The following is a 22,900-nucleotide window of genomic DNA, read 5'->3' as shown; positions in this document are numbered from 1 at the left end:
GACAGCCTCCGGACCCACCTTCGGCGCCCTTTCACGCCTCGGCTTCCTGTGATCTGCACATTTATCACCCCCCGGGGGTCCGCGGGGTACGATGGCCCCGCAGGTGCGGTATCGGCGTGCGGATCTACCGCCCGCCGGCGTGGGCCAGTGCCAGCGCTTCCCTAGTGCCGACGTCTGGCGCGGCGCCTGCGGCCATACCGAAGTCCCAACGAGGAGACCACTGCTGTGAAGAGCGCCGTCGAGAATCTGGACCCGACCCGGGTTCGGCTCACCGTCGAGGTTCCCTTCAATGAGCTCAAGCCCAGCCTCGACGCGGCGTACCAGAAGATCGCCGAGCAGGTGAACGTCCCGGGCTTCCGCAAGGGTAAGGTGCCGCCGCGAGTCATCGACCAGCGGTTCGGCCGCGGCCCGGTGCTCGAGGAGGCCATCAACTCGGCCCTTCCCGACCTGTACGGCAAGGCCGTGTCGGAGGCCAAGCTCGAGGTCGTCGGGCGTCCCGAGGTGGAGGTGACCGACCTGACCGACGGTGAGCAGCTGAAGTTCACCGCCGAGGTCGACATCCGCCCCGAGTTCACCCTGCCCGAGTACAAGGGCCTGGAAGTCCAGGTGGACGACGCCGCCGTGGACGACGAGCAGATCGAGGAGCAGATCGAGAGCCTGCGCAAGCGCTTCGGCTCCCTGGTCGGCGTGGAGCGCGCGATCGAGGACGGCGACTTCGTCAGCCTCGACCTCGAGGCCTCCATCGACGGCGAGGTGCTCGAGGACGGCACCGCCACCGGCGTCTCCTACGAGGTCGGCTCGGGCAACATGGTCGACGGCCTCGACGAGGCCGTGACCGGCAAGTCGGCCGCCGAGACCGTCGAGTTCCGCAGCGCGCTGGTGGGCGGCTCGCACGCCGGCGACGAGGCGGACATCAAGGTCACCATCGGCTCGGTCAAGACCCGTGAGCTGCCGGCCCTGGACGACGACTTCGCCCAGCTCGCCAGCGAGTTCGACACCCTCGCGGAGCTGCGCGAGTCGGTCGGCGCGCGGCTGGCCAAGTCGAAGAAGTTCGAGCAGGGCGCGCAGGCTCGGGACAAGGTCCTCGAGGCCGTGCTCGAGCAGCTCGACTTCCCGCTGCCGGCCAAGGCCGTCGAGGCCGAGATCGCCTGGCGCAACGAGCAGCTCGACCAGCAGATCGAGGCCGCCGGGATGACCCGCGAGGGCTTCTTCAAGCTGCAGGAGCAGACCGCGGAGGAGTTCGACGCGGACCTCGACAAGCAGGTGCGCGACGGCATGAAGGCGCAGTTCGTGCTGGACAAGCTGGCCGACGCCGAGGAGCTCTCGGTGAACCAGGGCGAGCTGACCAACCACCTGATCCGCCGCGCGGCCGGTTCCGGCATGAGCCCGGACCAGTTCGCCCAGTCCGTGGTCCAGTCGGGCCAGATCCCGGCCCTGGTCGGCGAGGTGCGTCGGGGCAAGGCCCTGCAGCAGATCCTCGACACCGCCGTGGTCAAGGACGCCTCGGGCAACGTGGTGGACCTCGCCGAGCTCGCCGAGGCCGAGGCCGACGCCTTCGGCCGGGCCCCGGGCGACGAGCACTTCGGGCACGCGCACGAGTAGGACGTGCCGACGGGTGCGGGCCGTCGCCGCGGTGGCGGCCCGCACCCACCGCTCCGGAAGGTAGGAGACGCACTCTCGGGCGCTCTCGGGCCCCGGGGCCGCCCAGCCCGCCCGTGGTGGGCTGCAGGCGGCCGTGAGGCCGGAGCCGACCCGGGAGCCTGCCTTCCCGGAGGGCAGTTTCTACGCCTAGAGCGAACAAGCGACCCTAATCCGCTGCCGATCATCCGGCACGGGTTAGGGTCGTTCCCATTAGGGATCGCGGCGAGAGCCGTTTAGGGAACGCACCTTAGAGCTGAACAGGTGGACGACGTGACGAATCAGAACTCCCCCTCACCCCGGATGGCAGGCCTGGACGGTCCCGGCGGCCTCAACGACCAGGTGTTCAACCGGCTGCTGCGCAACCGGATCGTCTTCCTCGGTCAGCAGGTGGACGACGACATCGCCAACACCCTGTGTGCTCAGCTGCTGCTGCTCAACGCCGAGGATCCCAACAAGGACATCTGGTTCTACATCAACTCCCCGGGCGGCTCGGTCACCGCGGGCATGGCGATCTACGACACCATGCAGCTGATCGGCAACGACGTGGCGACGGTGGCGATGGGCATGGCGGCCTCGATGGGGCAGTTCCTGCTGAGCGCGGGCACGCCGGGCAAGCGCTACGCCCTGCCGAACGCCGAGGTGCTGCTGCACCAGGGCTCCGCCGGCCTCGGCGGCACCGCCTCCGACATCAAGATCCAGGCCGAGCGGCTGCTGCGGATGAAGCACCGCATGCTGGAGCTGACCGCCCAGCACACGGGCCAGACCTTCGACCAGGTCGAGAAGGACTCCCAGCGTGACAACTGGTTCTCCGCGCAGGAGGCCAAGGATTACGGTCTGATCGACGAGATCTTCACCTCCTCGGCGCACGCCGCCGCCGTCGAAGCCTGATCGCCCGCCCAGAGAGAAGGACACTGACATGTCGTACCCGTCCGGCCTGGACGCGCGTCACACCGGCCCCCACGCCGAATCCCGCTACATCCTGCCGAGCTTCATCGAGCGCACCAGCCAGGGTCTGCGCGAGCACAACCCGTACTCGAAGCTGTTCGAAGAGCGGATCATCTTCCTCGGCGTGCAGATCGACGACACCTCCGCCAACGACGTGATGGCGCAGCTGATCACGCTCGAGTCGATGGACCCCGACCGGGACATCACCATGTACATCAACTCGCCCGGCGGGTCGTTCACCGCCCTGACGGCGATCTACGACACCATGCAGTTCGTGAAGCCGGACATCCAGACCGTGTGCATCGGCCAGGCCGCCTCGGCCGCCGCCGTGCTGCTCGCGGCCGGCACCAAGGGCAAGCGCATGGCTCTGCCGCACTCCAAGATCCTGATCCACCAGCCCTACACCGAGACCGGCCGCGGGGACCTGATCGACCTGGAGATCCAGGCCAGGGAGATCCTGCGCATCCGCACCACCATGGAGCAGATGCTGGCCCGGCACACCGGCAAGACGGAGGAGGACGTGCGCGCCGACGTCGAGCGCGACAAGTACCTCTCCGCCGCGGAGGCGCTGGAATACGGTCTGGTCGACTCGGTCCTCTCGACCCGCGCGGAAGCGCTGGCCAGCGGGGCCTGACGGGTGATCGCGTGGGCGGGTCCGGGCGTGGTCCGGGCCCGCCTGGCCCCGCAGGGGCCCTGGACGCGGTACCTTCAGATAAGCGAGTCATCCACAACAGGGCAGCCGGTCGTCTCTTCGTCTTTTCCGTGAAGGAGAACCACCCCGTGGCACGCATCGGTGAGGGCGACCTGCTCAAGTGCTCCTTCTGCGGAAAGAGCCAGCGGCAGGTCAAGAAGCTGATCGCAGGACCCGGCGTGTACATCTGCGACGAGTGCATCGACCTGTGCAACGAGATCATCGAGGAAGAGCTGGCCGGAGTGGCCGAGCACCGGTGGTCCGAGCTGCCCCGGCCGCGCGAGATCTGCGAGTTCCTCGATCAGTACGTGATCGGCCAGGAGGAGGCCAAACGCGCCCTGGCCGTGGCCGTCTACAACCACTACAAGCGGATCCAGGCCGGCGACACCAGCCGGGCCAACCGGGACGAGACGGTGGAGCTGGCCAAGAGCAACGTGCTGTTGCTCGGGCCCACCGGCTCCGGCAAGACCTTCCTGGCCCAGAGCCTGGCCCGGATGCTGGACGTGCCCTTCGCCATCGCCGACGCGACCGCGCTGACCGAGGCGGGCTACGTCGGCGAGGATGTGGAGAACATCCTGCTCCGGCTGATCCAGGCGGCGGACTTCGATGTGAAGAAGGCCGAGACCGGGATCATCTACATCGACGAGGTCGACAAGATCGGCCGCAAGAGTGAGAACCCCTCGATCACCCGTGACGTCTCCGGCGAGGGCGTGCAGCAGGCGCTGCTGAAGATACTGGAGGGCACGATCGCGGCGGTCCCGCCGCAGGGCGGTCGCAAGCACCCGCACCAGGAGTTCATCCAGATCGACACGACGAACATCCTGTTCATCGTGGGCGGGGCCTTCTCCGGGCTCGAGCGGATCATCCAGGCCCGGGTGGGCAAGCAGGGGATCGGGTTCGGGGCGCAGCTGCGCAGCCGGGCCGAGCTCGAGGCGCAGGACGTGTTCGGCGAGGTCATGCCGGAGGACTTGATCAAGTTCGGCATGATCCCGGAGTTCATCGGCCGGCTGCCGGTGATCACGCACGTGCGCAACCTGGACACCGCGGCGCTGCGGCGGATCCTGGTGGAGCCGAAGAACGCGCTGGTGCGCCAGTACCAGCACCTGATGGCGCTGGACGGGGTGGAGCTCGAGTTCTCCGACGACGCCCTGCAGGCGCTGGCCGATCTCGCGATCCTGCGCGGCACCGGCGTGCGCGCGCTGCGGGCGATCATGGAGGAGGTGCTGATGTCCATCATGTACGACGTGCCCTCACGCCGGGACATCGCACAGGTCCTGATCACCGCGGAGACGGTGCGCGAACGGGCCAACCCGACGCTGATCCCGCGCGACTCGCCGCTGCGCGGTGGGCCGAGCCCTCGGCTGCCGCGGGAGAAGTCGGCCTGAGCTCCGCGCGGCGCCGTCCCAGTCCCGGCCTCAGCCCCGAAGGCTGACACGGCGGCGCGCTCCGAAACAGCGGCCGGAGAGCGTGAGAGAAGACGCAGTGGCGCCCGGACGGCGGAACGCGTCTGACCGCGCGTCAGCGCGAAGGAGGGCCTGACTCCGAGTCAGGTCGAAGGTGCCAGGCCGACGGCGTCAGGTCGACGGCCGAGGACGACAGGAACGCCGAGCCCGGTTGCCCGCACGCAACCGGCCCGGCCCGCCGTCAGCGGTCCCTCCCCGCCACGGTCCGCCACGGACGCCTCGTTCCCCATGCCCCGAGTCCCCGTTCGTGCCGTCCCCCGTGTCCCCGCCGCTCCGCGCACCGCAGGTCCGCGGATCGGCAAAGCCTTCGGTTCTGCCGCCCTCGATCAGCTGCCCTCGGACGCCGCGCGGATCGCGTCGGCCTTGGCGGCGTCGTCGCTCAGCGAGGTCGAGGTGAAGAACTCGAGGCCGCCGAAGCTCGTGGTGTCGTCCCAGAAGCAGAAGACCACGTCGATGCTGTTGACCGTCCGGCTACCGCAGCTGAGCGCGCCGTTGGAGGCGGTGGTGCTCTCGTCCTCGGCGTTGCTGATCTGAGCGCCCGTCATCAGCTGGGAGACGACGGTGCTGGGGTCGTAGGACGTGAACTCGCTCTGGGTGGAGGAGTCGAGGTCCGCGATCGCCTGGTTCTCGAACAGCTCGGTGACGTTGTCGCCGCCGCCGTCGTTGTACGCCGCGATGACCGGGTCCGGATACAGGTCCTTGTCGCCGGCCAGGCTGGTGCTCATGGACGACACGGCGCTCTTGGACTCCGAGTCGTCGAGCAGCTTCATCCCGCTGACGCTGGCCGGGATGCTCAGCGAGCCGCTGCCGGTGCTCGTCGAAGCCGAGCTCGGCGAGGCTCCGCCGGTGGCGCCCGAGGTCGCGACGGGGGGCCGGCTGCTCTGGTCGGCGACCGGGGACGGGTTGTTCGACTTGCCGGTCAGCACGACCGCGGCCGCGATGCCGCCGCCCACCACGAGCACCGCGGCCACGACGGTGGCGATGAGCGCTCCGTTGGTCTTCTTCGGCGCCAGCGGCTGCGGGTAGCCCCCGTGCTCGCCTCCGTATCCCGGCTGGATCGGTCCGCCGGGCTGGATCGGCTGCCCGGGCTGCGCTCCGTAGCCGGGCTGCTGCGGAAAGCCGCTCGCGCTCGGGTCGTACGGATACGGCTGCTGTTGTGGCTGCTGCGGCTGGCCCTGCCCGTAGCCGGAGGAGTCCGACATCGGCTGGGTGTATCCGGAGCCGCTCGGTGCTCCCCACCCGGGTACCTGCGGCTGCTGCGGTTGTTGTGGCTGTTGCGGATATTGCTGCTGGCCGTACGGATTATTGGGATCGTACGGCGATTGCCCTGACGGCTCTCCCCACGACATGCAGTGAACCTACCCCGTTCCCCGGCCCCGCGGCAGGCTGCGTAATAACGGATGGGTACCGGTCTGCGAGAGCTCCGTACAATCGATCTCGTGACCGAATCGACTTCCCCGCAGAGCCCGGGCAGCGCAGCCGCTGCCGCCACCTTGCCGCCGCAGTACACGCCGGCCGAGGTAGAGGGGAAGCTCTACGAGAACTGGGTAGCCGAGGGCTACTTCACCGCCGACGCCGAGAGCGCCAAGCCCGCGCACACCATCGTGATCCCGCCGCCGAACGTGACCAGCGTGCTGCACCTCGGCCACGCCCTCGACGTCACCATCCAGGACGCGATCACCCGGCGCAAGCGGATGCAGGGCTTTGAGGCGCTGTGGCTGCCCGGCACCGACCACGCCGGCATCGCCACCCAGAACGCGGTGGAGAAGCAGCTGGCCAAGGAGGGCAAGTCCCGCCACGACCTCGGGCGCGAGGCCTTCGTCAAGCGCACCTGGGAGTGGAAGGAGGAGAAGGGCGGCGCCATCCTCAACCAGATCCGCAAGCTCGGCGCGAGCGTGGACTGGACCCGGGAGCGGTTCACCTTCGACGAGGTGCTCTCCCGCAGTGTGCTGACGATCTTCAAGCGGCTCTACGACGATGACCTGATCTACCGGGCCGAGCGGATCATCAACTGGTGCCCGCGCTGCCTGACCGCCCTGTCCGACGCCGAGGTGGAGCACCACGACGACGAGGGCGAGCTGGTCTCGATCCGCTACGGCGAGGGCGCGGACGCCATCGTGGTGGCCACCACCCGGGCCGAGACGATGCTGGGCGACACCGCGGTGGCGGTGCACCCGGAGGACGAGCGGTACGCGCACCTGGTGGGCACCGAGGTGGAGATCCCGTTCACCGGGCGCCGGGTGCCGATCGTGGCGGACGCGCACGTGGACCCGTCCTTCGGCACCGGCGCGGTGAAGGTGACCCCGGCGCACGACCCGAACGACTTCGAGATCGGGCAGCGGCACGGCCTGGCCAACCTGGTGGTCATGGACGAGCGCGCGGTGATCACGGTGGCCGGGCCGTTCGAGGGCCTCGACCGCTTCGAGGCGCGCCCGGCCGTGGTGGCCGCGCTGCGCGAGGACGGGCGGATCGTCGCGGAGAAGCGGCCGTACGTGCACGCGGTGGGGCACTGCTCGCGCTGTGACACGGTGGTCGAGCCGCGGCTGTCGATGCAGTGGTGGGTCAAGGTGGCCCCGCTGGCCGAGGCGGCCGGCGCGGCGGTGCGCGACGGACGGGTGAACATCCACCCGAAGGAGCTCGAGCCGCGCTACTTCCAGTGGGTGGACAACCTGCGCGACTGGTGCATCTCCCGGCAGCTGTGGTGGGGGCACCGGATCCCGGTCTGGTACGGGCCGAACGGCGAGGTCGTGTGCGTGGGCCCGGACGAGGTGCCGCCGGGCACCGAGGCCGAGGGCTGGCGCCAGGACAACGACGTGCTCGACACCTGGTTCTCCTCGGGCCTTTGGCCCTTCTCCACCCTGGGCTGGCCGGACGACACCGCCGACCTGCGCAAGTTCTATCCGACCTCGGTTTTGGTGACCGGCTACGACATCCTGTTCTTCTGGGTCGTGCGGATGATGATGTTCGGCCTGTACGCGATGAAGGACCGCGGGCCGGCCGACTCGGTGCCGTTCCACACGGTGGCGCTGCACGGCCTGGTGCGCGACCAGTTCGGGCGCAAGTTCTCGAAGTCGCTGGGCAACGGCATCGACCCGCTGGAGTGGGTGGAGAAGTACGGCGCGGACGCGACCCGCTTCACCCTGGCCCGCGGCGCCAACCCCGGCGTGGACCTGGCCACCGGCGAGGACTGGTGCCAGGCCTCGCGCAACTTCTGCAACAAGATCTGGAACGCCACCCGCTTCGCCCTGATGAACGGCGCGACCAACACCGGGCTGCCCGCGCGCGAGCAGCTCTCCACGGTGGACCGCTGGATCCTGTCCCGGCTGACCGCGGTCACCGCCGAGGTGGACGCGTACATGGAGGACTACCAGCACGCGAAGGCCTGCGCGGCGCTCTACCACTTCGCCTGGGACGAGCTGTTCGACTGGTACGTGGAGCTGGCCAAGGCGCCGCTGAACGCCGGGGGCGAGGCGGCGCAGACCACCCGCGCGGTGCTCGGCCACGTCCTGGACGTGACGCTGCGGCTGCTGCACCCCTACATCCCCTTCGTCACCGAGGAGCTGTGGAAGACCCTCACCGGCGGGGAGTCCCTGGTGATCGCGGAGTGGCCCAAGGCCGACGTCTCGCTGACCGACCCGGCCGCGGAGGAGGAGATCCTGGCGCTGCAGCAGGCGGTGATCGAGGTCCGCCGCTTCCGCTCGGACCAGCTGCTCAACAAGAGCCAGCGGGTGCCGGGCCGGCTGACCCTGTCCGGGTCGCTGGCGGCGCACGAGGCCGACCTGCGGGCGCTGGCCCGGCTCACGCCGCCGGAGGAGGGCTTCGCCACCACGGCGACGCTGCAGACGGCGCTGGCCGTAGTGGAGCTCGACCTGTCCGGCACGATCGACGTGGCGGCCGAGCGGGCCCGGTTGACGAAGGATCAGATGGCGGCGGCCAAGGAGATCGCGCAGGCGAAGGCGAAGCTGGAGAACGAGGCGTTCCTGGCCAAGGCGCCGGAGCCGGTGGTCGCCAAGATCCGGGGCCGGCTGGCCGGGGCAGAGGCCGACCTGAGCCGGATCCAGACCCAGCTGGCCGCGCTCCCAGCCGAGTCCGAGGCGTAGCCGCAAGCCGAGCACGAACCGTGGCCGGGCACCCGCGAGGGGGCCCGGCCACGGCGTTGTGCGCGCGGGTTGACCCGAAGCGGCTAATCCGTCCGGGGGGCCGCGGCGCTACTCGCGGGGGTACGCGCAGGGCTCGGGAGACGGGGGAGCGGTCGCGTGACGTGCGGTGCGCGCCGCCAATACCACGCGCAGGGGGCGGTTAAACCTGGCAGTGGGTGCGAAGTGGCGCCGGATTTGACCGGGGGCGCCCGCGGTGAGACGCTAGAAGCCCGCGCACCTGCCCATTTTGCGCGTGGGACGCCAGTGGAAGCTGCGTCTGTGCACGGGCTCCGACCCCCTGTGCACACCCTCCAGCCCCCAGTGCCCCGCGTGTTCGGGCCACCAGGAAGGCGACGGCGCGGCACAAGATCCACCGTGGCGTAAAGCTCTCGGTGATACCAGACAACGGCATGGTTCCGACCCGACCGTGCCGGTCCACTCGACGTGGAGGACCCAGGAATGGCTAAGGCACTACTCGGACACATCGGGGGCACGGACCCGCGGATGCTCGCCGAGGTCCGGAGGCTGCAGCAGCGCGTACGCGATCTCGAGGACCAGCTCGGGCGCGCGAAGGCGGAGAACGACGCGCTGGCCGCGGCGGTTCACTCCGACTCCTTCGACCGCGAACTGCTCGCCGCCGTGGAGCAGCGCGAGCCCGCGCTCACCTGAGCGAACGGCCGGCGAGACCGGCCGCGGCGAGGCTCGCCTACCGAGCCCGACCCACAACTTCATGCCGGGAGGCCTCTGGCGAAACAGAGGTCTCCAGGCGGGTGTAAGTACCCGCGACGCGGATATCAGAGGACGCCGAGGCATCCACCGCGTGGATTCGAAGGGACGCCGAGGCGTCCCTTCTGCTCTTCCTCCGCTACAGCCCGCTAGGCTGAGTGGAGTAGTCGGTCAGCCATTGGACTCTAGGAACTCGGGTCGACGTGCACCTCAAGAGCATGACCTTGCGCGGCTTCAAGTCCTTCGCCTCGGCCACCACGCTTCGCTTCGAGCCCGGCATCACCTGCGTGGTCGGGCCCAACGGCTCCGGCAAGTCGAACGTCGTGGACGCGCTGGCGTGGGTCATGGGGGAACAGGGCGCGAAGTCGCTGCGCGGCGGCAAGATGGAGGACGTCATCTTCGCCGGCACCTCCGGCCGCCCGCCGCTGGGCCGGGCCGAGGTGAGCCTGACCATCGACAACACCGACGGCGCCCTGCCGATCGACTACACCGAGGTCACCATCTCGCGGATCATGTTCCGCAACGGCGGGTCCGAGTACGCGATCAACGGTTCGGCCTGCCGCCTGCTCGACATCCAGGAGCTGCTCTCCGACTCCGGCATCGGCCGGGAGATGCACGTGATCGTCGGCCAGGGCCAGCTCGACGCGGTGCTCCAGGCGGGGCCGGAGGAGCGGCGGGCCTTCATCGAGGAGGCCGCGGGCGTCCTGAAGCACCGCAAGCGCAAGGAGAAGGCGCTGCGCAAGCTGGACGCGATGCAGGCCAACCTGACCCGGATCACCGACCTGACCACCGAGCTGCGCCGCCAGCTCAAGCCGCTGGGCCGGCAGGCCGAGGTGGCCCGCCGCGCCGTGGCCATCCAGGCGGACCTGCGCGACGCCCGGCTGCGCCTGCTCGCGGACGAGTACGTCACGCTGCAGACGGCCTATCAGCAGGAGACCGCGGATGACCAGGCCGTGCGCCAGCGCCGGACCCGGATCGAGCAGGAGGTCGCGAGCTGCCTGGCCCAGGAGACCGAGCTCGAGCGCTCGGTCCAGGAGTTGGTCCCGCACCTGGCCGCGACCCAGGAGGCCTGGTACCGGCTCTCCTCGCTGCGGGAGCGGCTGCGCGGCACCGGGTCGCTGGCGGGCGAGCGGCTGCGCAACCTGACGCAGATGGCGCAGGGCGCGCAGACCGAGCGGTCCGGGCGTGACCCGGAGGAGATGGAGCGCGAGGCCGAGTACATCCGCGAGCAGGAGGACGTGCTCGCCGAGGAGATCGCGCAGGCGCAGGAGGCCCTGGCGGACGCGGTGCGCCGGCGCGGCGAGGCCGAGACCGCGCACGGGGCCGAGGAGCGGCGCCTGGCCGCGGCGGTGCGTTCGGCCGCGGACCGGCGGGAGAACCTGGCGAAGCTGGCCGGCCGGGTGGGCGCGGTGCGCTCCAAGGTGGCCGCCGCCGACGCCGAGCTCGGCCGGCTCGAGGCCGCGCACGAGGAGGCCAGGGGCCGGGCCGCCGGAGTGCAGCAGGAGTATGACGAGCTCAAGGCCCAGGTCGAGGGGATCGAGGACGGCGACGGCCTCGACGCCGAGGTCGAGGAGGCCACCACCGCGCTGGCCGAGGCCGAGGAGCGGCTGACCGCGCTGCGGGCGGCCGAGCGCGACGCCGAGCGCGAGCGCGGCGCCTACACGGCCCGTAAGGAAGCCCTCGAACTCGGCCTGAACCGCAAGGACGGCGCGGGCGCGCTGCTCGCGGCGACCGACCGGCTCTCCGGCATGCTCGGCTCGGTCGCGGCGATACTGACGATCGAACAGGGCGCGGAGACCGCGGTGGCCGCGGCCCTCGGCCTGGCCGCCGACGCGGTCGCGGTGGCCTCCCCGGACGCCGCGGTCAACGCGATGCGGCTGCTCAAGACCGAGGACCACGGCCGGGCGACGATACTGATCGGCGGCGCCGACTATCAGGGCGCGCCGTTGCCCGAGCTCCCGCCGTACGCGCGCTACCTGGCCGACCTGGTGCGGGTGCCGGTGGAGATGCGCGCCTCGGTGGAGCGGCTGCTGCACGGCACGGCGATAGTGGACGACCTCGGCGAGGCCAGCCGGCTGCTCGAGGCCCGGCCCGAGCTGGTCGCCGTCACCCGCGAGGGCGACGTGCTCGGCCGGCACATCGCGCACGGCGGCTCCTCCAGCGCGCCCTCGCTGCTCGAGATCCAGGCCGCGGTGGACGAGGCGGCGGAGAAGCTGGCCGAGGCGGTCGAGCGCTCCCGGAGCCTGCGGTTGGAGCTCGAGCAGGCCACCGAGCTGCAGCGCGCCTCGAAGCAGCAGCTCGACGCCCTGGTGGCCGAGCGCCGCGCCGCGGACGCCCAGAAGGCCTCGGTGGCCCAGCAGCTCGGCCGGCTCGGTGGGCAGGCCAGGGCCGCGCTGGCGGAGGTCGAGCGGTACGCCAAGGCGGCCGAGGCGGCCACCGCGGCCAGGGAGAAGGACGAGAGCACGCTCGCCGACCTCGAACTCGAACACGAGGAGGCGGCCGCCGCGGCCGAGACGGTGGCCGAAAGCGAGGAGAACTCGACCGAGGTGCGCGACCAGCTCGCGGCCGAGGCCACCGCCGCGCGGGCGGCCGAGATGGAGGCCCGCCTGTCCGTGCGTACCGGCGAGGAGCGGGCGCGTTCGCTGGCCGGCCGGGCCGACGGCCTCGACCGGGCGGCCAAGGCCGAGCGCGAGGCGCGGGCCAGGGCCGCCGAGCGGCAGGCGGTGGCGAGCGAGCAGGCGCGGGTGGCCAGGGCCGTGGTCTCCGGCGTGCGCCAGACCCTCGCGCACCTGGAGATCTCGCTGGCCCAGGCCGGCGCGCTGCGCGAGCAGGCGGAGAAGGAGCGGGCCGAGCGCGAGGCCAGGCTGAGCCTGCTGCGCACCCGCGGGCGCGAACTGGCCGGCGAGCTCGACCAGCTGACCGACGCCGCGCACCGCGACGATGTGGCTCGGGCCGAGAAGCGCATGCGTCTCGAGCAGCTCGAGGAGAAGGCCATGGAGGAGCACGGTGTGGAGATCACCGCGCTCGTGGCCGAGTACGGCCCGCAGGTCCCGGTCCCGGTGGTGGACGCGGACGGCGAGCCGGGCACGGTCAAGTTCGTGCGCACCGAGCAGGAGAAGCGGCTGCGCCAGGCCGAGAAGGACTACACCGCGCTGGGCAAGGTCAACCCGCTGGCGCTGGAGGAGTTCGCGGCGATGGAGGAGCGCTACAAGTTCCTCAGCGAGCAGCTCGAGGACCTGAAGAAGACCCGCGCCGACCTGCTCCAGGTGGTCAAGGACGTGGACGAGCGGGTCGAGCAGGTCTTCGCCGAGGCCTACGCCGACACCGAGCGCGAGTTCGTGGGCGTCTTCTCCCGGCTGTTCCCGGGCGGCGAGGGCCGGCTGTACCTGACCGACCCGAGCGACATGCTCACCACCGGCATCGAGGTGGAGGCGCGTCCGCCGGGCAAGAAGGTCAAGCGGCTTTCCCTGCTCTCCGGCGGCGAGCGCTCGCTGACCGCGGTGGCCCTGCTGGTTTCGATCTTCAAGGCCCGCCCCTCGCCCTTCTACGTGATGGACGAGGTCGAGGCCGCCCTCGACGACACCAACCTGCAGCGGCTGATCGCGATCATGGAGGAGCTGCGCGCCTCGTCCCAGCTGATCGTGATCACCCACCAGAAGCGCACGATGGAGGTCGCCGACGCGCTCTACGGCGTCTCCATGCGCGGCGACGGCGTGACCACGGTGATCTCACAGAAGCTGCGGCGCGACGGCGAGCTGCTCGACCAGGTCCCGGCGCAGGCCGTCCCGGCCGACGTGTAGCCCCGCCCGTATCCGACGCGTGGCCGAATCCGTATTCACTTCCAGTATTCCTGCCGGTACGCTGCACGCGTGACCGAGCCGGGTGGGGAGATCAAGGGCGTCAGGACGTTGCCGGGGGTCGCGCCGGAACTGGTGCGCGCCCTCGTGGACGCGCTGGCCGAGGTCGAGCGCGGCTGCGCCGCCGTCGCCGAGCGCCTCGGCACCGGGACCGTCCACGAACACGCCTTCGGCAAGCTGATCGACGCCACGAAGGTGCGCGACGCGTACCACGACCGGCTGCCCAAGGCCCAGGAGAACCTGGCCGAGGCGGGCGCCGTGGCGGGCGAGTTCCTGGCCGAGTTCGTGGAACCGTCGGCCGGGGCGGATCCCGTCGTCCCGGCGCAGCGCGAGGTGCGGGGGTAGGCATGCACTGGAAGCATCACTATGACGCGGTGGCGGAGGATCCGTCCTGCTATCACGAGCACGCGCCGGCGCCGCTCGACCAGGAGGCACTGGCCGAGATCGGGCGCAAGCATCTGTCCCACTTCCACATCCCGGCCATCCCGATCCCGGGCATCGGCACGCTCGAGCGCAAGCTGATCTTCTTCGTCTGCGACCACACCGGCGCGCCCAATCCGTTCCACGCGCTCGAGGCGCTGACCGGTGACGGGGTGGAACTGGAGCGGGTGGAGAAGCTCTGGGCGCAGGCCTACCAGGAGCTCGCCGACGCGGGTGTGAAGCTGCGGGCCGCGGCCGTGGCCCTGCGGCCGGCGTGGGACGGCGAGGAGGCCGACCGGTTCGAGCCGGCCCTGCGCGCCTACCTGGACGAGTTCGACGCGCTGGCCGGCTCGGTCCGCACGACCTGGGAGTGCGTGCGCGCGGTGCGCAGCGAGGCGCAGGTGGCCGAGGGCACCGTGCTGATGCTGATCAACATCTTGATCGGCTCGCTGGGCGGGATGCTGGTGGCCGAGTTCGTCACCGCGGGCACGGTCACCCCGGTCGCCGCCGCACAGGCGCAGGTCGAGCTGGCCTACCTGGCGAAGAAGATCGCCTTCCTCGGCGGCAAGCTCAACGCGCTGCAGTCGGACATCACCAAGATCCTCGACGCGGTCCGCGGATTCAAGCGGATCGAGGCCATGCGTTTCGTGTTCGACCTGGCCGGGCTGGAGTGAGCCGGAGCCGCGGTGGCCTGGGCGACGTCCGGTTCCTGACAGAATGGACCGCATGGAGACTGTGATCATCGGCGTAGTGGCCGGAGTGCTGTTCGCGAGCCTGGTGGCCGCGCTGCTCGTGCGGGGGAGCCACAAGCGCACCGCGCGTACGCTGCCGCCCTCGGAGCGCCGCTCGCCCGAGGACCTGCGGCTCAAGCTCGGCCAGGAGCCGACGGAGCGGGAAGAGGAGCAGGGGCCGGCCCGGGCCCTGGCGCCGCCGAGCGACGAGATCACGGTGGACCTCGAGGAGGCCGAGGCCCCGCCGATAGCGCTGGAGGCGCCCGAGCCGACGGCCGGCCGGCTGGTCCGGCTGCGCTCCCGGCTCGCCCGCTCCAACACGGCGGTCGGCAAGGGCCTGCTCTCGCTGCTGTCGCGGGACAAGCTGGACGAGGACACCTGGGAGGAGATCGAGGAGGTCCTGCTGACCAGCGACCTCGGCATCGGTCCGACCCAGGAGCTCGTGGACGCGCTGCGCAAGCGCACCCGCGTGCTCGGCACCCGCACCCCGGACGAGCTGCGCACGCTGCTGCGCGAGGAGCTGCTCAAGCTGGTGGACCCGAGCCTGGACCGCACCGTGCACTCGCTGCGCGAGGACGGCCAGGGCCCGGCGGTGGTGCTGGTGGCCGGCGTCAACGGCGTGGGCAAGACCACCACCACCGGCAAGCTGGCGCGGGTGCTGGTGGCCGACGGCCGCTCGGTCGTGCTCGGTGCGGCCGACACCTTCCGTGCCGCCGCGGCGGACCAGCTGCAGACCTGGGGCGAGCGGGTGGGTGCGAGCACGGTGCGCGGCGCCGAGGCCGCGGACCCGGCCTCGGTCGCGTTCGAGGCGGTGCGCCAGGGCAAGGAGCTCGGCGTGGACACGGTGCTGATCGACACGGCCGGACGGCTGCACACCAAGGCCGGCCTGATGGACGAGCTGGGCAAGGTCAAGCGCGTGGTGGAGAAGCACGGCCCGGTGGACGAGGTGCTGCTCGTGCTGGACGCGACCACCGGCCAGAACGGCCTGGTCCAGGCCCGGGTCTTCCGCGAGGTGGTGGACATCACCGGCATCGCGCTGACCAAGCTGGACGGCACCGCCAAGGGCGGCATCGTGATCGCGGTGCAGCGGGAGCTCGGCGTGCCGGTGAAGCTGGTGGGCCTGGGTGAGGGTGCGGACGACCTCGCCCCGTTCGACCCGGCCGCGTTCGTGGACGCTCTGGTCGGCAACTGAGCCTCGGGTCTTCCCGAGATTTCCCGACATGGTGTCGGAGGGCGGTTCCCGTGCGGAGCCGCCCTTCGCGCGTTCTCAGGCTGTGGAGCGCGGCCCTCAGCCGTGCCGGGGCGCGACCCGGCAGCCGGCGATCCCGCCCAGGACGATGTGCGCGGGCGGCAGCGCCGGGACACCGATCGGCGCCGGTTCGCGCAGCCAGCGCACCCGGCCGCCCGGCGGTCCGGGCAGTTCGGCCAGGTCCCCGGAATCGAGCACGCGCAGCTCGTACCCGGCCTCGAGCAGCGAGGTCACCGGCCCGAGCGTGCCCAGGTGCACCAGGAAGCCGATCCGGTCCAGCGAGGGCACCCACAGCACCGGCCCGACCTGCACGCCGAGGCGCTCGAGCCGCACCAGCGCGGCCCGACCGGCCGGGGCGTCCGCCTCCACCAGGTCGAAGGCCTCACCGCAGACGGTGTAGACCGAGGCGTTGGGCAGCATCGACCACAGCGCCTGCGCCCGTTCCGGATCGCAGGTCGGCGTCGTCGTCCCCGTCGTCACCGGCCAGCCGTACGCCGCGTAGCGCACGGCGCACTGGCGCGTCGTCGTGCGCACCGCCCCCTGCGGCGGTCGGCGCACCTGGCGCGGCAGCATTCCGAGATTCGGCCCACGCATCACAAGTCCCAAGGATTCTCCGGCGGTCGGCGAAGCCGCACCCGTCCACGCGGCCGCCCCCGCAGCCGTCCTTCCGGTAACGCTAGCCATCCGAAGCCCTGTTCGCAGGACGTCACGGGTGGCGAATCCTGGCGCATTTCAGCATTCTCCTGCGCGAGGCGGCTCCAAGGCGTTACCTTCGCCTCACCATGAGCGACACGGCTACTACGGCAAGGCCGAGCGGTCTCGGAGCACGCACCCCGAGACGGGACGGGACGGCGGCGAGCCCCGGTGCCTGAACGCGTACCCAATGCCCTGTTCGCCTCCTGGTTCCAGCGCAGCGGCTGGTCCAAGGGCGAGGTCGCCCGGATGGTCAACCGCAGGGCCAGGGATCTGGGCGCGACTCACGTGGCCACGGACACCTCGCGGGTGCGCCGCTGGCTCGACGGAGAACAACCGCGGGACCCGATCCCGCGGATCCTGACCGAGCTGTTCAGCGAGCGCTTCGGCTGCGTCGTGACGCTCAGCGACCTCGGGCTGCGCGAGCCCTCGAGCCCGATCGCGGGCACACTCGCCGACCTGCCCTGGGGACCTGAGCGCACCGCGGAGCTGCTGGCCGAGTTCTGCCGCAGCGACCTGCTGCTCGGTCCCAACCCCTCCCGCCGGGCCGGCGACGGCGCGCCCCCGCTGGCCGCGGGCACCGCGCTGATCGAGCCGGTCAAGCGCTGGCTGCTGCCGTTGGTGCCCTCCCCGCAGCGCCCGCCGTCCGAGCACGCCGAGAGCCCGGGCGTGCTGCTGCCGGGGGCGGGCGCCGGGCCCGGACACGGCCAGGGGCGCACCCGGCCGGGGCGGGCCGCCGTGCTGGCCGACCAGCTCGAGGAGACGCTCCGGGTCTTCCGCGACTGGGAGGCCGCGGTCGGCGGCGGAATCCGGCGGGCCGCGGTCACCGGGCAGCTCTACGAGGTGGCCGAGCTCATCCGGCACAGCCCGGAGCCGGCCCACCCCAGGATCTTCCGCATCGCGGCCCAGTACTGCCTGCTCGCCGGGGAGATGGCGCTCGACAGCGGGCTGCAGGCGGCCGCCCAGCGCTACCTGGTGCTCGGTCTGCACGCGGCCAAGGAGAGCGCGGACCGCAACACGATCGCCGTCATCCTCGCTGCCACCGCCCGCCAGCTCGTCGGCCTCAACCGGGCTCAGGACGCCCTGGATCTGCTCGCGGTCGGGCGCAGCGCCACCCGCGGCGAGCTCGACCCGCTGCCGGCCGCGTACGTGGACCTGGTGGAGGCGCGCGGCTACGGCGCGCTCGGCCGGATCGAGCCGGCCAGGCACGCGCTCGAGCGGGCCCGCACGCTGCACGCCAAGGGCTGGCCGGCCGAGCAGACGGCCAACGGCCAGACGCCGACCGTGGCCGGGCACCCCTGGCCGCCCGCGTTCACCCCGGCCGCGGTGCGGCTCGAGGCCGCGCGCACCCTGCGCGACCTCGCGGCCCGGCTGCCCCAGCTCACCGCGGAGGCGGCGGCCGAGTTCGACACGGCGGCCTCGCTCTATGAGCGGGACTTCCCGCGCCAGTTGCGGGGACGGGTCGAGGCGCTCACCGGCTCGGCCGAGGCGCACGCCGTCCTCGGCCACCGCGCCGCGGCCGTCGCCGCCCTGCGCACCGCCGGCGGCCTGGCCGTACGCATCCGCTCCCGGCAGGCCGAGGAGAAGCTGCGCGAGGCCGCGGCCAGGGTCCGTGCGGCCTTCCCGGAGGAGCGTGACCACGCCGAACACGGCCTGCACGCGATGCCGGGCGGGGCCGGTGTCCCCGGCATCCCGAGCGCGGCCGGCTCCGCCTCGGGCTGAGCCGGTCCGACACGCCCGACCGAGGGGCGCGGTATTCACGCACACGTAACCTCGCGGAGCATTCCGTCACGGTCAGGAAACAACGCGCGCGGAGAGCGGCAACAGTCTGCGGCGATCGTATTGAACCATCGCACCGCACTCCTGACCTTGACGAGACCGTCGCCATCCGAAGGAAACGTGAACCATGCCAACTGTGGATACCGGCAATACCGCGTGGGTGCTCGCAAGCTCCGCGCTGGTCCTCCTTATGACGCCGGGCCTGGCGTTCTTCTACGGCGGCATGGTCCGCGCGAAGAGCGTACTGAACATGCTGATGATGAACTTCATCTGTATAGCCGTGGTCACCGTGGCCTGGGTGCTGTACGGATGGTCGGTATCGTTCGGTAACGCGAACGACGCGAGCGGAAACAGCTTCTGGGGCACCTTCGCGCAGTGGGGAATGCACGGTATCTCCACCGGAATCCAGTCTGGTTCGCACGCAGGCACCTATGGTGCCACCAATGTTCCGCTCTTCGCCGTGGCCTGCTTCCAGTTGATGTTCGCCATCATCACCCCGGCCCTGATCTCCGGCGCCATCGCCGACCGCACCAAGTTCGTCGGCTGGACCGTCTACGTCGTCGGCTGGGTCACCGTCATCTACTTCCCGGTCGCGCACTGGGTCTTCTCGCCCAACGGCTTCATCAACGCCAAGCTCCACGTGATGGACTTCGCCGGTGGTACCGCGGTGCACATCAACGCAGGTGCGGGAGCACTGGCCTGCGCTCTGGTGCTGGGTAAGCGGGTCGGGTTCAAGAAGGACCCGATGCGTCCGCACAACGTGCCGTTCGTGATGCTCGGCGCGGCGCTGCTGTGGTTCGGCTGGTTCGGCTTCAACGCCGGCTCGGCGCTGACCGCGAGCGGCCAGGCCTCGGTGGTCTTCATGAACACCCAGGTCGCCACCTGCACCGCGGTGATCGGATGGCTCGCCGCGGAGAAGATCCAGCACGGCAAGTTCACCACCGTCGGCGCCGCCTCCGGCGCCGTGGCCGGCCTGGTCGCGATCACCCCGGCCTGTGCCTCGGTCTCCCCGATCGGTGCGATCTTCATCGGTCTGATCCCCGGCTTCATCTGCTGCTACGCGGTGAACCTGAAGAACCGGTTCGACTTCGACGACTCGCTCGACGTGGTGGGCGTCCACCTCGTCGGCGGTATCCTCGGCACCCTGCTGATCGGCCTGTTCGCGGACAAGATCGAGGTGGCCGGGTACTCCAACGGCGCCCGGGCCGGGCTCTTCTACGGCGGCGGCTTCGACCAGCTCTGGGCGCAGGGCGAGGGTGCGGGTATCGTCTTCGCATACTCGTTCGTCGTCTCCTTCATCCTGGCCAAGCTGGTGCACATGACCATCGGCCTGCGGGTGAGCACCGAGGACGAGATCGCCGGTGTGGACCAGACCGAGCACGCAGAGACCGCCTACGACTGGGGCGGCCTGACCGGTTCCCTGCACCGCGCCGCGGCGAGCGTGGCCGCGGCGACCGCCCCCGCCATCGCCGAGGGCTCCGTCGAAGAGAAAGTCGAAGCCTGAGATGAAACTGATTACCGCAGTGGTAAAGCCATACAAGCTCGACGAGATCAAGACCGCGCTGCAGGCCTTCGGCGTGCACGGTCTGACCGTGGCCGAGGCCTCCGGCTACGGCCGCCAGCGGGGCCACACGGAGGTCTACCGCGGCGCCGAGTACACCGTGGACCTCGTGCCGAAGGTGCGCATCGAACTGCTCGCCGAGGACCACGACGTGGAAGACCTGCTGAACGTGATCACCAAGGCCGCGCAGACCGGCAAGATCGGTGACGGCAAGGTCTGGGTGACCCCGGTCGAGACCGTCGTGCGGGTACGCACCGGCGAGCGCGGCGCCGAGGCGCTGTAGATCGTCACCTGACACACCCTGAGCGCCCCGTCGGAGACCCGGCGGGGCGCTCAGGGCTCGCAAGCCCCACGGAGCTCCACGCGGCCTGACGGAGCTTCACGGACAACGCCCAACTCGTGGAGAGGGTCGCCGGAATGCGGTACGCGCAGCAGCGCAGGGAACGGTCCGACGCGGCGGACGAGTGGCTGGTGCGGCTGCTCGGCGACGCCGGGGGAGCGGCTCTGGTCGCGGTCGGCGGCTACGGCCGCCGCCAGCTGAGTCCGGGCAGCGACCTCGACGTCGTACTGCTGCACGACGGGTCGCGCGACTCCGCCGCGATCGGGCAGCTGGCCGACTCGATCTGGTACCCGATCTGGGACGCGAAGACGATGCTGGACCACTCGGTGCGCACGGTGGCCGAGGCCAGGGCGGTGGCGCAGCAGGATCTGCCGGTCGCCCTCGGCATGTTGACGGCGCGTCACGTGGCCGGCGATCCGGCGCTCACCGAGGCGCTGCGGGCGGCGCTGCTGGCCGACTGGCGCAAGCACGCACCCAAGCGGCTGCCGGAGCTGCGGCGGCTGCGCGAGGAGCGGCGGGAGCGGCACGGAGAGCTCGCGTACCGGCTCGAGGGCGACCTCAAGGAGTGCGCCGGCGGCCTGCGGGACGCGGACAGCCTCACCGCCATCGCGGCGAGCTGGATCGCGGACGTGCCGCACGGTGCGCCCGAGCAGGCCCAGGAGTTCCTGCTCGACGTGCGTTGGGCGCTGCACACCCGCACCGGCCGTTCCGCGGACCGGCTGCTGCTCCAGGAGCAGGACGACCTCGCCGCCGAACTCGACTTCGAGAGCGCGGACGACCTGATGACCGCGGTCAGCGACGCCGCCCGCACCATCGACTACGCCTGCGACGTGGCCTGGCGCCGGGTGGACCAGGCCCTCGCCACCCGCACACGTTCCACGGGGATCAGCGGCCTGCTGCGCCGCGCGGCACCCGAGCGCGAGCCGCTGGCCGACGGCGTCGTACGCGCGGAGGGCGAGGCGGCGCTGGCGCTCGCGGCGAACCTGGACGATCCGGTGCTCCCGCTGCGCATCGCGGCCGCGGCGGCCCGGGCCGGGCTGCCCATCGCGCCCGCCTCGCTCGAGCGGCTCGCCTCGTCGGGCGCCGCGCTGACCGAACCGTGGCCCGAGCCCGCGCGGGCCGAACTGCTGCGGCTGCTCGGCTCCGGGCCCGGCCTGGTGCAGGTGTGGGAGGAACTGGACCGCACCGGGCTGCTGGTGCGGCTGCTGCCGGAGTGGGAGCGGATCAGGTCCCTGCCGCAGCGCAACGCCCTGCACGTGCACACGGTGGACCGCCACATCATCGAGACGGTGGTGCACGCGGCCGAGCGGGCCCGCCGGGTCGCCCGCCCCGACCTGCTGCTGGCCGCGGCGCTGTGCCACGACCTGGGCAAGGGCCTGCCCGGCGACCACTGCGTGACCGGCGCCGAGCTGACCGTGAAGCTGGCCGCCCGCCTCGGCTTCCCGCCCGCCGACGTCGCCACGCTGACCGCGCTGACCCGCCATCACCTGCTGTTCGCCGAACTCGCCGTGCACCGCGACCCGACCGACCCGGCCACCCTGGCCCCGCTGCTCGCCGCCGCGGCGGACTCGGGCACCAACCCGGCCGACTTCGTGGCCCTGCTGCACCTGCTGACCGAGTCCGACTCCCAGGCCACCGGTCCGGCCGTCTGGTCGCCCTGGCGTGCCTCGCTCTACCGGGAACTCGCCGCGCGGGCGAACACGGTGCTGGCCGGGGGCACGAGCGCGGCCCGGGAGGCGGCCGCCGCGCACGCCGCCGCGGACGCGGACGAGACGCTGGTCTCGCAGGCGGCCCTGGCCCAGGACCGGATCGCCGTGCAGGCCCTGGCCCCCGGCAGCGCCGGAATCGGCCGGATCGACGTCGCGATCCCCGACGACGTCGGCGTGCTCGCCCTGGTCGCCGGGGTCCTGACGCTGCGCCACATCAGGGTGCTCGGCGCGGAGATCAACACGGTCGAGGCGAGCGGCACGGCGTACGCGGTGCAGCGTTGGACGGTCGCGGCCGAGTACGGCTCGCTGCCGGACCTGGGCAGGCTGCGCACCGACCTGCGCAGCGCCCGGCTGGGTACGCTCAAGCTCGCCGAGCGCCTCGAGGCGCGGGACCGGGAGCGTCTGTCCTCCCGCAGACAGGCCGCGCTGACCCCGCCGGCCTCGGTCCGCCTGCTCGCGGGAGCGTCGCACGACGCGACGGTGCTGGAGGTGCGCGCGGAGGACTCGCCCGGCCTGCTGCACCGGATCGCCTCGGCCATAGCGGGAATCGGGGCGGACATCACCAGGGCGCGCATCGCCACCCTCGGTCCCCAGGCTGTGGACGTCTTCTACCTCCGGCCCGACGCCGGTGCCGAGGCGGTCGGCTCCGCGGCGGCCGAGGAACTGGTGGACGCGGTGCACGCGGCGTTGAGCTGAGGCTCGAGTCGGGGACGCGCGCGGCCGAGGTCCGCGCGCGTCCGCTGGCCGCCGGCCACCGGGCCGCGATGTTCGCCGGGACGTCACCCGCCATTCCCGAAAGCAAACCCACGTCCGGCAGGCACGCCTGGATAACGTCCGGATATGACTACCCCTCACGTCGACGCAGAAGGCGTACTCCCCCTCTCCCGCCGCTCCGCTCTGCGTGCCGCTGCCGTCACCGGGTCGCTCGCCGCCGCGCCCGCCCTGCTGGTCGCCCC

At 71.6% G+C, this 22,900-nt stretch carries 16 protein-coding genes; 14 read left to right on the top strand and 2 right to left on the bottom strand.

What is annotated here, in order from left to right; translation table 11 throughout:
- Positions 1–225 precede the first annotated feature (225 nt).
- The 4 genes from tig to clpX all read left to right on the top strand — a co-directional run bounded on the left by tig (position 226) and on the right by clpX (position 4,662).
- A complete protein-coding gene (gene tig, locus KDL01_RS23675; protein WP_212530776.1) occupies positions 226–1,602 on the top strand; it encodes a trigger factor in 1,377 nt (458 codons plus the stop codon).
- 339 nt (positions 1,603–1,941) lie between these two features.
- A complete protein-coding gene (locus KDL01_RS23670) occupies positions 1,942–2,529 on the top strand; it encodes an ATP-dependent Clp protease proteolytic subunit (RefSeq protein ID WP_212530778.1) in 588 nt (195 codons plus the stop codon).
- Positions 2,530–2,557: 28 nt separating this feature from the next.
- On the top strand, positions 2,558–3,220 hold the full coding sequence (locus KDL01_RS23665; RefSeq protein ID WP_281415572.1) for an ATP-dependent Clp protease proteolytic subunit: 663 nt from the start codon (positions 2,558–2,560) through the stop codon (positions 3,218–3,220).
- A gap of 146 nt (positions 3,221–3,366) precedes the next feature.
- On the top strand, positions 3,367–4,662 hold the full coding sequence (gene clpX / locus KDL01_RS23660; RefSeq protein WP_212530775.1) for an ATP-dependent Clp protease ATP-binding subunit ClpX: 1,296 nt from the start codon (positions 3,367–3,369) through the stop codon (positions 4,660–4,662).
- Positions 4,663–5,066: 404 nt separating this feature from the next.
- On the opposite strand, the gene KDL01_RS23655 is transcribed toward clpX, so the two are convergent.
- A complete protein-coding gene (locus KDL01_RS23655) occupies positions 5,067–5,942 on the bottom strand; it encodes a hypothetical protein (RefSeq protein WP_212530774.1) in 876 nt (291 codons plus the stop codon).
- 237 nt (positions 5,943–6,179) lie between these two features.
- Between KDL01_RS23655 and KDL01_RS23650 the strand changes: the two genes are divergently transcribed.
- The 6 genes from KDL01_RS23650 (at position 6,180) to ftsY (ending at position 15,805) form a co-directional block, all read left to right on the top strand.
- Positions 6,180–8,840 carry a valine--tRNA ligase gene (locus KDL01_RS23650; RefSeq protein WP_212530773.1) on the top strand — a complete coding sequence of 887 codons (2,661 nt, stop codon included), beginning with the start codon at positions 6,180–6,182 and terminating at the stop codon, positions 8,838–8,840.
- A gap of 498 nt (positions 8,841–9,338) precedes the next feature.
- Positions 9,339–9,548, top strand: a complete 210-nt coding sequence (locus KDL01_RS23645; protein ID WP_034265766.1) for a hypothetical protein — start codon at positions 9,339–9,341, stop codon at positions 9,546–9,548.
- 260 nt (positions 9,549–9,808) lie between these two features.
- The gene (gene smc, locus KDL01_RS23640) at positions 9,809–13,405 is read left to right on the top strand and encodes a chromosome segregation protein SMC (protein WP_212530772.1); all 3,597 of its coding nucleotides are present in this window, start codon (positions 9,809–9,811) and stop codon (positions 13,403–13,405) included.
- A 69-nt stretch (positions 13,406–13,474) separates the two neighbouring features.
- A complete protein-coding gene (locus KDL01_RS23635; RefSeq protein WP_212530771.1) occupies positions 13,475–13,807 on the top strand; it encodes a hypothetical protein in 333 nt (110 codons plus the stop codon).
- A 2-nt stretch (positions 13,808–13,809) separates the two neighbouring features.
- Entirely contained in the window at positions 13,810–14,556 is a 747-nt protein-coding gene (locus KDL01_RS23630) for a hypothetical protein (protein ID WP_212530770.1), read from the top strand.
- A gap of 52 nt (positions 14,557–14,608) precedes the next feature.
- Positions 14,609–15,805 (top strand): signal recognition particle-docking protein FtsY, encoded by a 1,197-nt coding sequence (gene ftsY / locus KDL01_RS23625; protein WP_212530769.1) that lies wholly within the window; start codon positions 14,609–14,611, stop codon positions 15,803–15,805.
- A gap of 96 nt (positions 15,806–15,901) precedes the next feature.
- Here ftsY and KDL01_RS23620 read toward each other — a convergent pair whose 3' ends face one another.
- Positions 15,902–16,456: a bifunctional DNA primase/polymerase gene (locus tag KDL01_RS23620; protein WP_212530768.1), complete on the bottom strand. Its 555-nt coding sequence runs from the start codon at positions 16,454–16,456 to the stop codon at positions 15,902–15,904.
- A gap of 270 nt (positions 16,457–16,726) precedes the next feature.
- Between KDL01_RS23620 and KDL01_RS23615 the strand changes: the two genes are divergently transcribed.
- From KDL01_RS23615 to KDL01_RS23600, 4 genes are all read left to right on the top strand, one after another.
- Positions 16,727–18,277, top strand: coding sequence for an NsdA family TPR-like regulatory protein (locus KDL01_RS23615; RefSeq protein ID WP_212530767.1), 1,551 nt, complete (start codon positions 16,727–16,729; stop codon positions 18,275–18,277).
- A gap of 184 nt (positions 18,278–18,461) precedes the next feature.
- The gene (locus KDL01_RS23610; protein ID WP_212530766.1) at positions 18,462–19,838 is read left to right on the top strand and encodes an ammonium transporter; all 1,377 of its coding nucleotides are present in this window, start codon (positions 18,462–18,464) and stop codon (positions 19,836–19,838) included.
- A 1-nt stretch (position 19,839) separates the two neighbouring features.
- Positions 19,840–20,178 carry a P-II family nitrogen regulator gene (locus KDL01_RS23605; RefSeq protein ID WP_212530765.1) on the top strand — a complete coding sequence of 113 codons (339 nt, stop codon included), beginning with the start codon at positions 19,840–19,842 and terminating at the stop codon, positions 20,176–20,178.
- Between the two features lie 116 nt (positions 20,179–20,294).
- The gene (locus KDL01_RS23600) at positions 20,295–22,640 is read left to right on the top strand and encodes a [protein-PII] uridylyltransferase (RefSeq protein WP_307846539.1); all 2,346 of its coding nucleotides are present in this window, start codon (positions 20,295–20,297) and stop codon (positions 22,638–22,640) included.
- The last annotated feature ends 260 nt before the right edge of the window (positions 22,641–22,900 follow it).

The organism is Actinospica durhamensis, assembly GCF_018139695.1.
In the GTDB taxonomy this organism is placed as follows: Bacteria; Actinomycetota; Actinomycetes; order Streptomycetales; family Catenulisporaceae; genus Actinospica; species Actinospica durhamensis.
The sequence above is the reverse complement of the archived record's forward strand: the minus strand, read 5'-3'. Positions and strand labels throughout refer to the sequence as shown.

Coding starts and splice junctions, on each gene's coding strand:
- KDL01_RS23610 (WP_212530766.1), top strand. CDS start 18,462: ATGCCAACTGTGGATACCGGCAATACCGCGTGGGTGCTCGCAAGCTCC.
- KDL01_RS23645 (WP_034265766.1), top strand. CDS start 9,339: ATGGCTAAGGCACTACTCGGACACATCGGGGGCACGGACCCGCGGATG.
- KDL01_RS23665 (WP_281415572.1), top strand. CDS start 2,558: ATGTCGTACCCGTCCGGCCTGGACGCGCGTCACACCGGCCCCCACGCC.
- KDL01_RS23670 (WP_212530778.1), top strand. CDS start 1,942: ATGGCAGGCCTGGACGGTCCCGGCGGCCTCAACGACCAGGTGTTCAAC.
- KDL01_RS23620 (WP_212530768.1), bottom strand. CDS start 16,456: ATGCGTGGGCCGAATCTCGGAATGCTGCCGCGCCAGGTGCGCCGACCG.
- KDL01_RS23655 (WP_212530774.1), bottom strand. CDS start 5,942: ATGTCGGACTCCTCCGGCTACGGGCAGGGCCAGCCGCAGCAGCCACAA.
- KDL01_RS23605 (WP_212530765.1), top strand. CDS start 19,840: ATGAAACTGATTACCGCAGTGGTAAAGCCATACAAGCTCGACGAGATC.
- KDL01_RS23630 (WP_212530770.1), top strand. CDS start 13,810: ATGCACTGGAAGCATCACTATGACGCGGTGGCGGAGGATCCGTCCTGC.
- ftsY (WP_212530769.1), top strand. CDS start 14,609: ATGGAGACTGTGATCATCGGCGTAGTGGCCGGAGTGCTGTTCGCGAGC.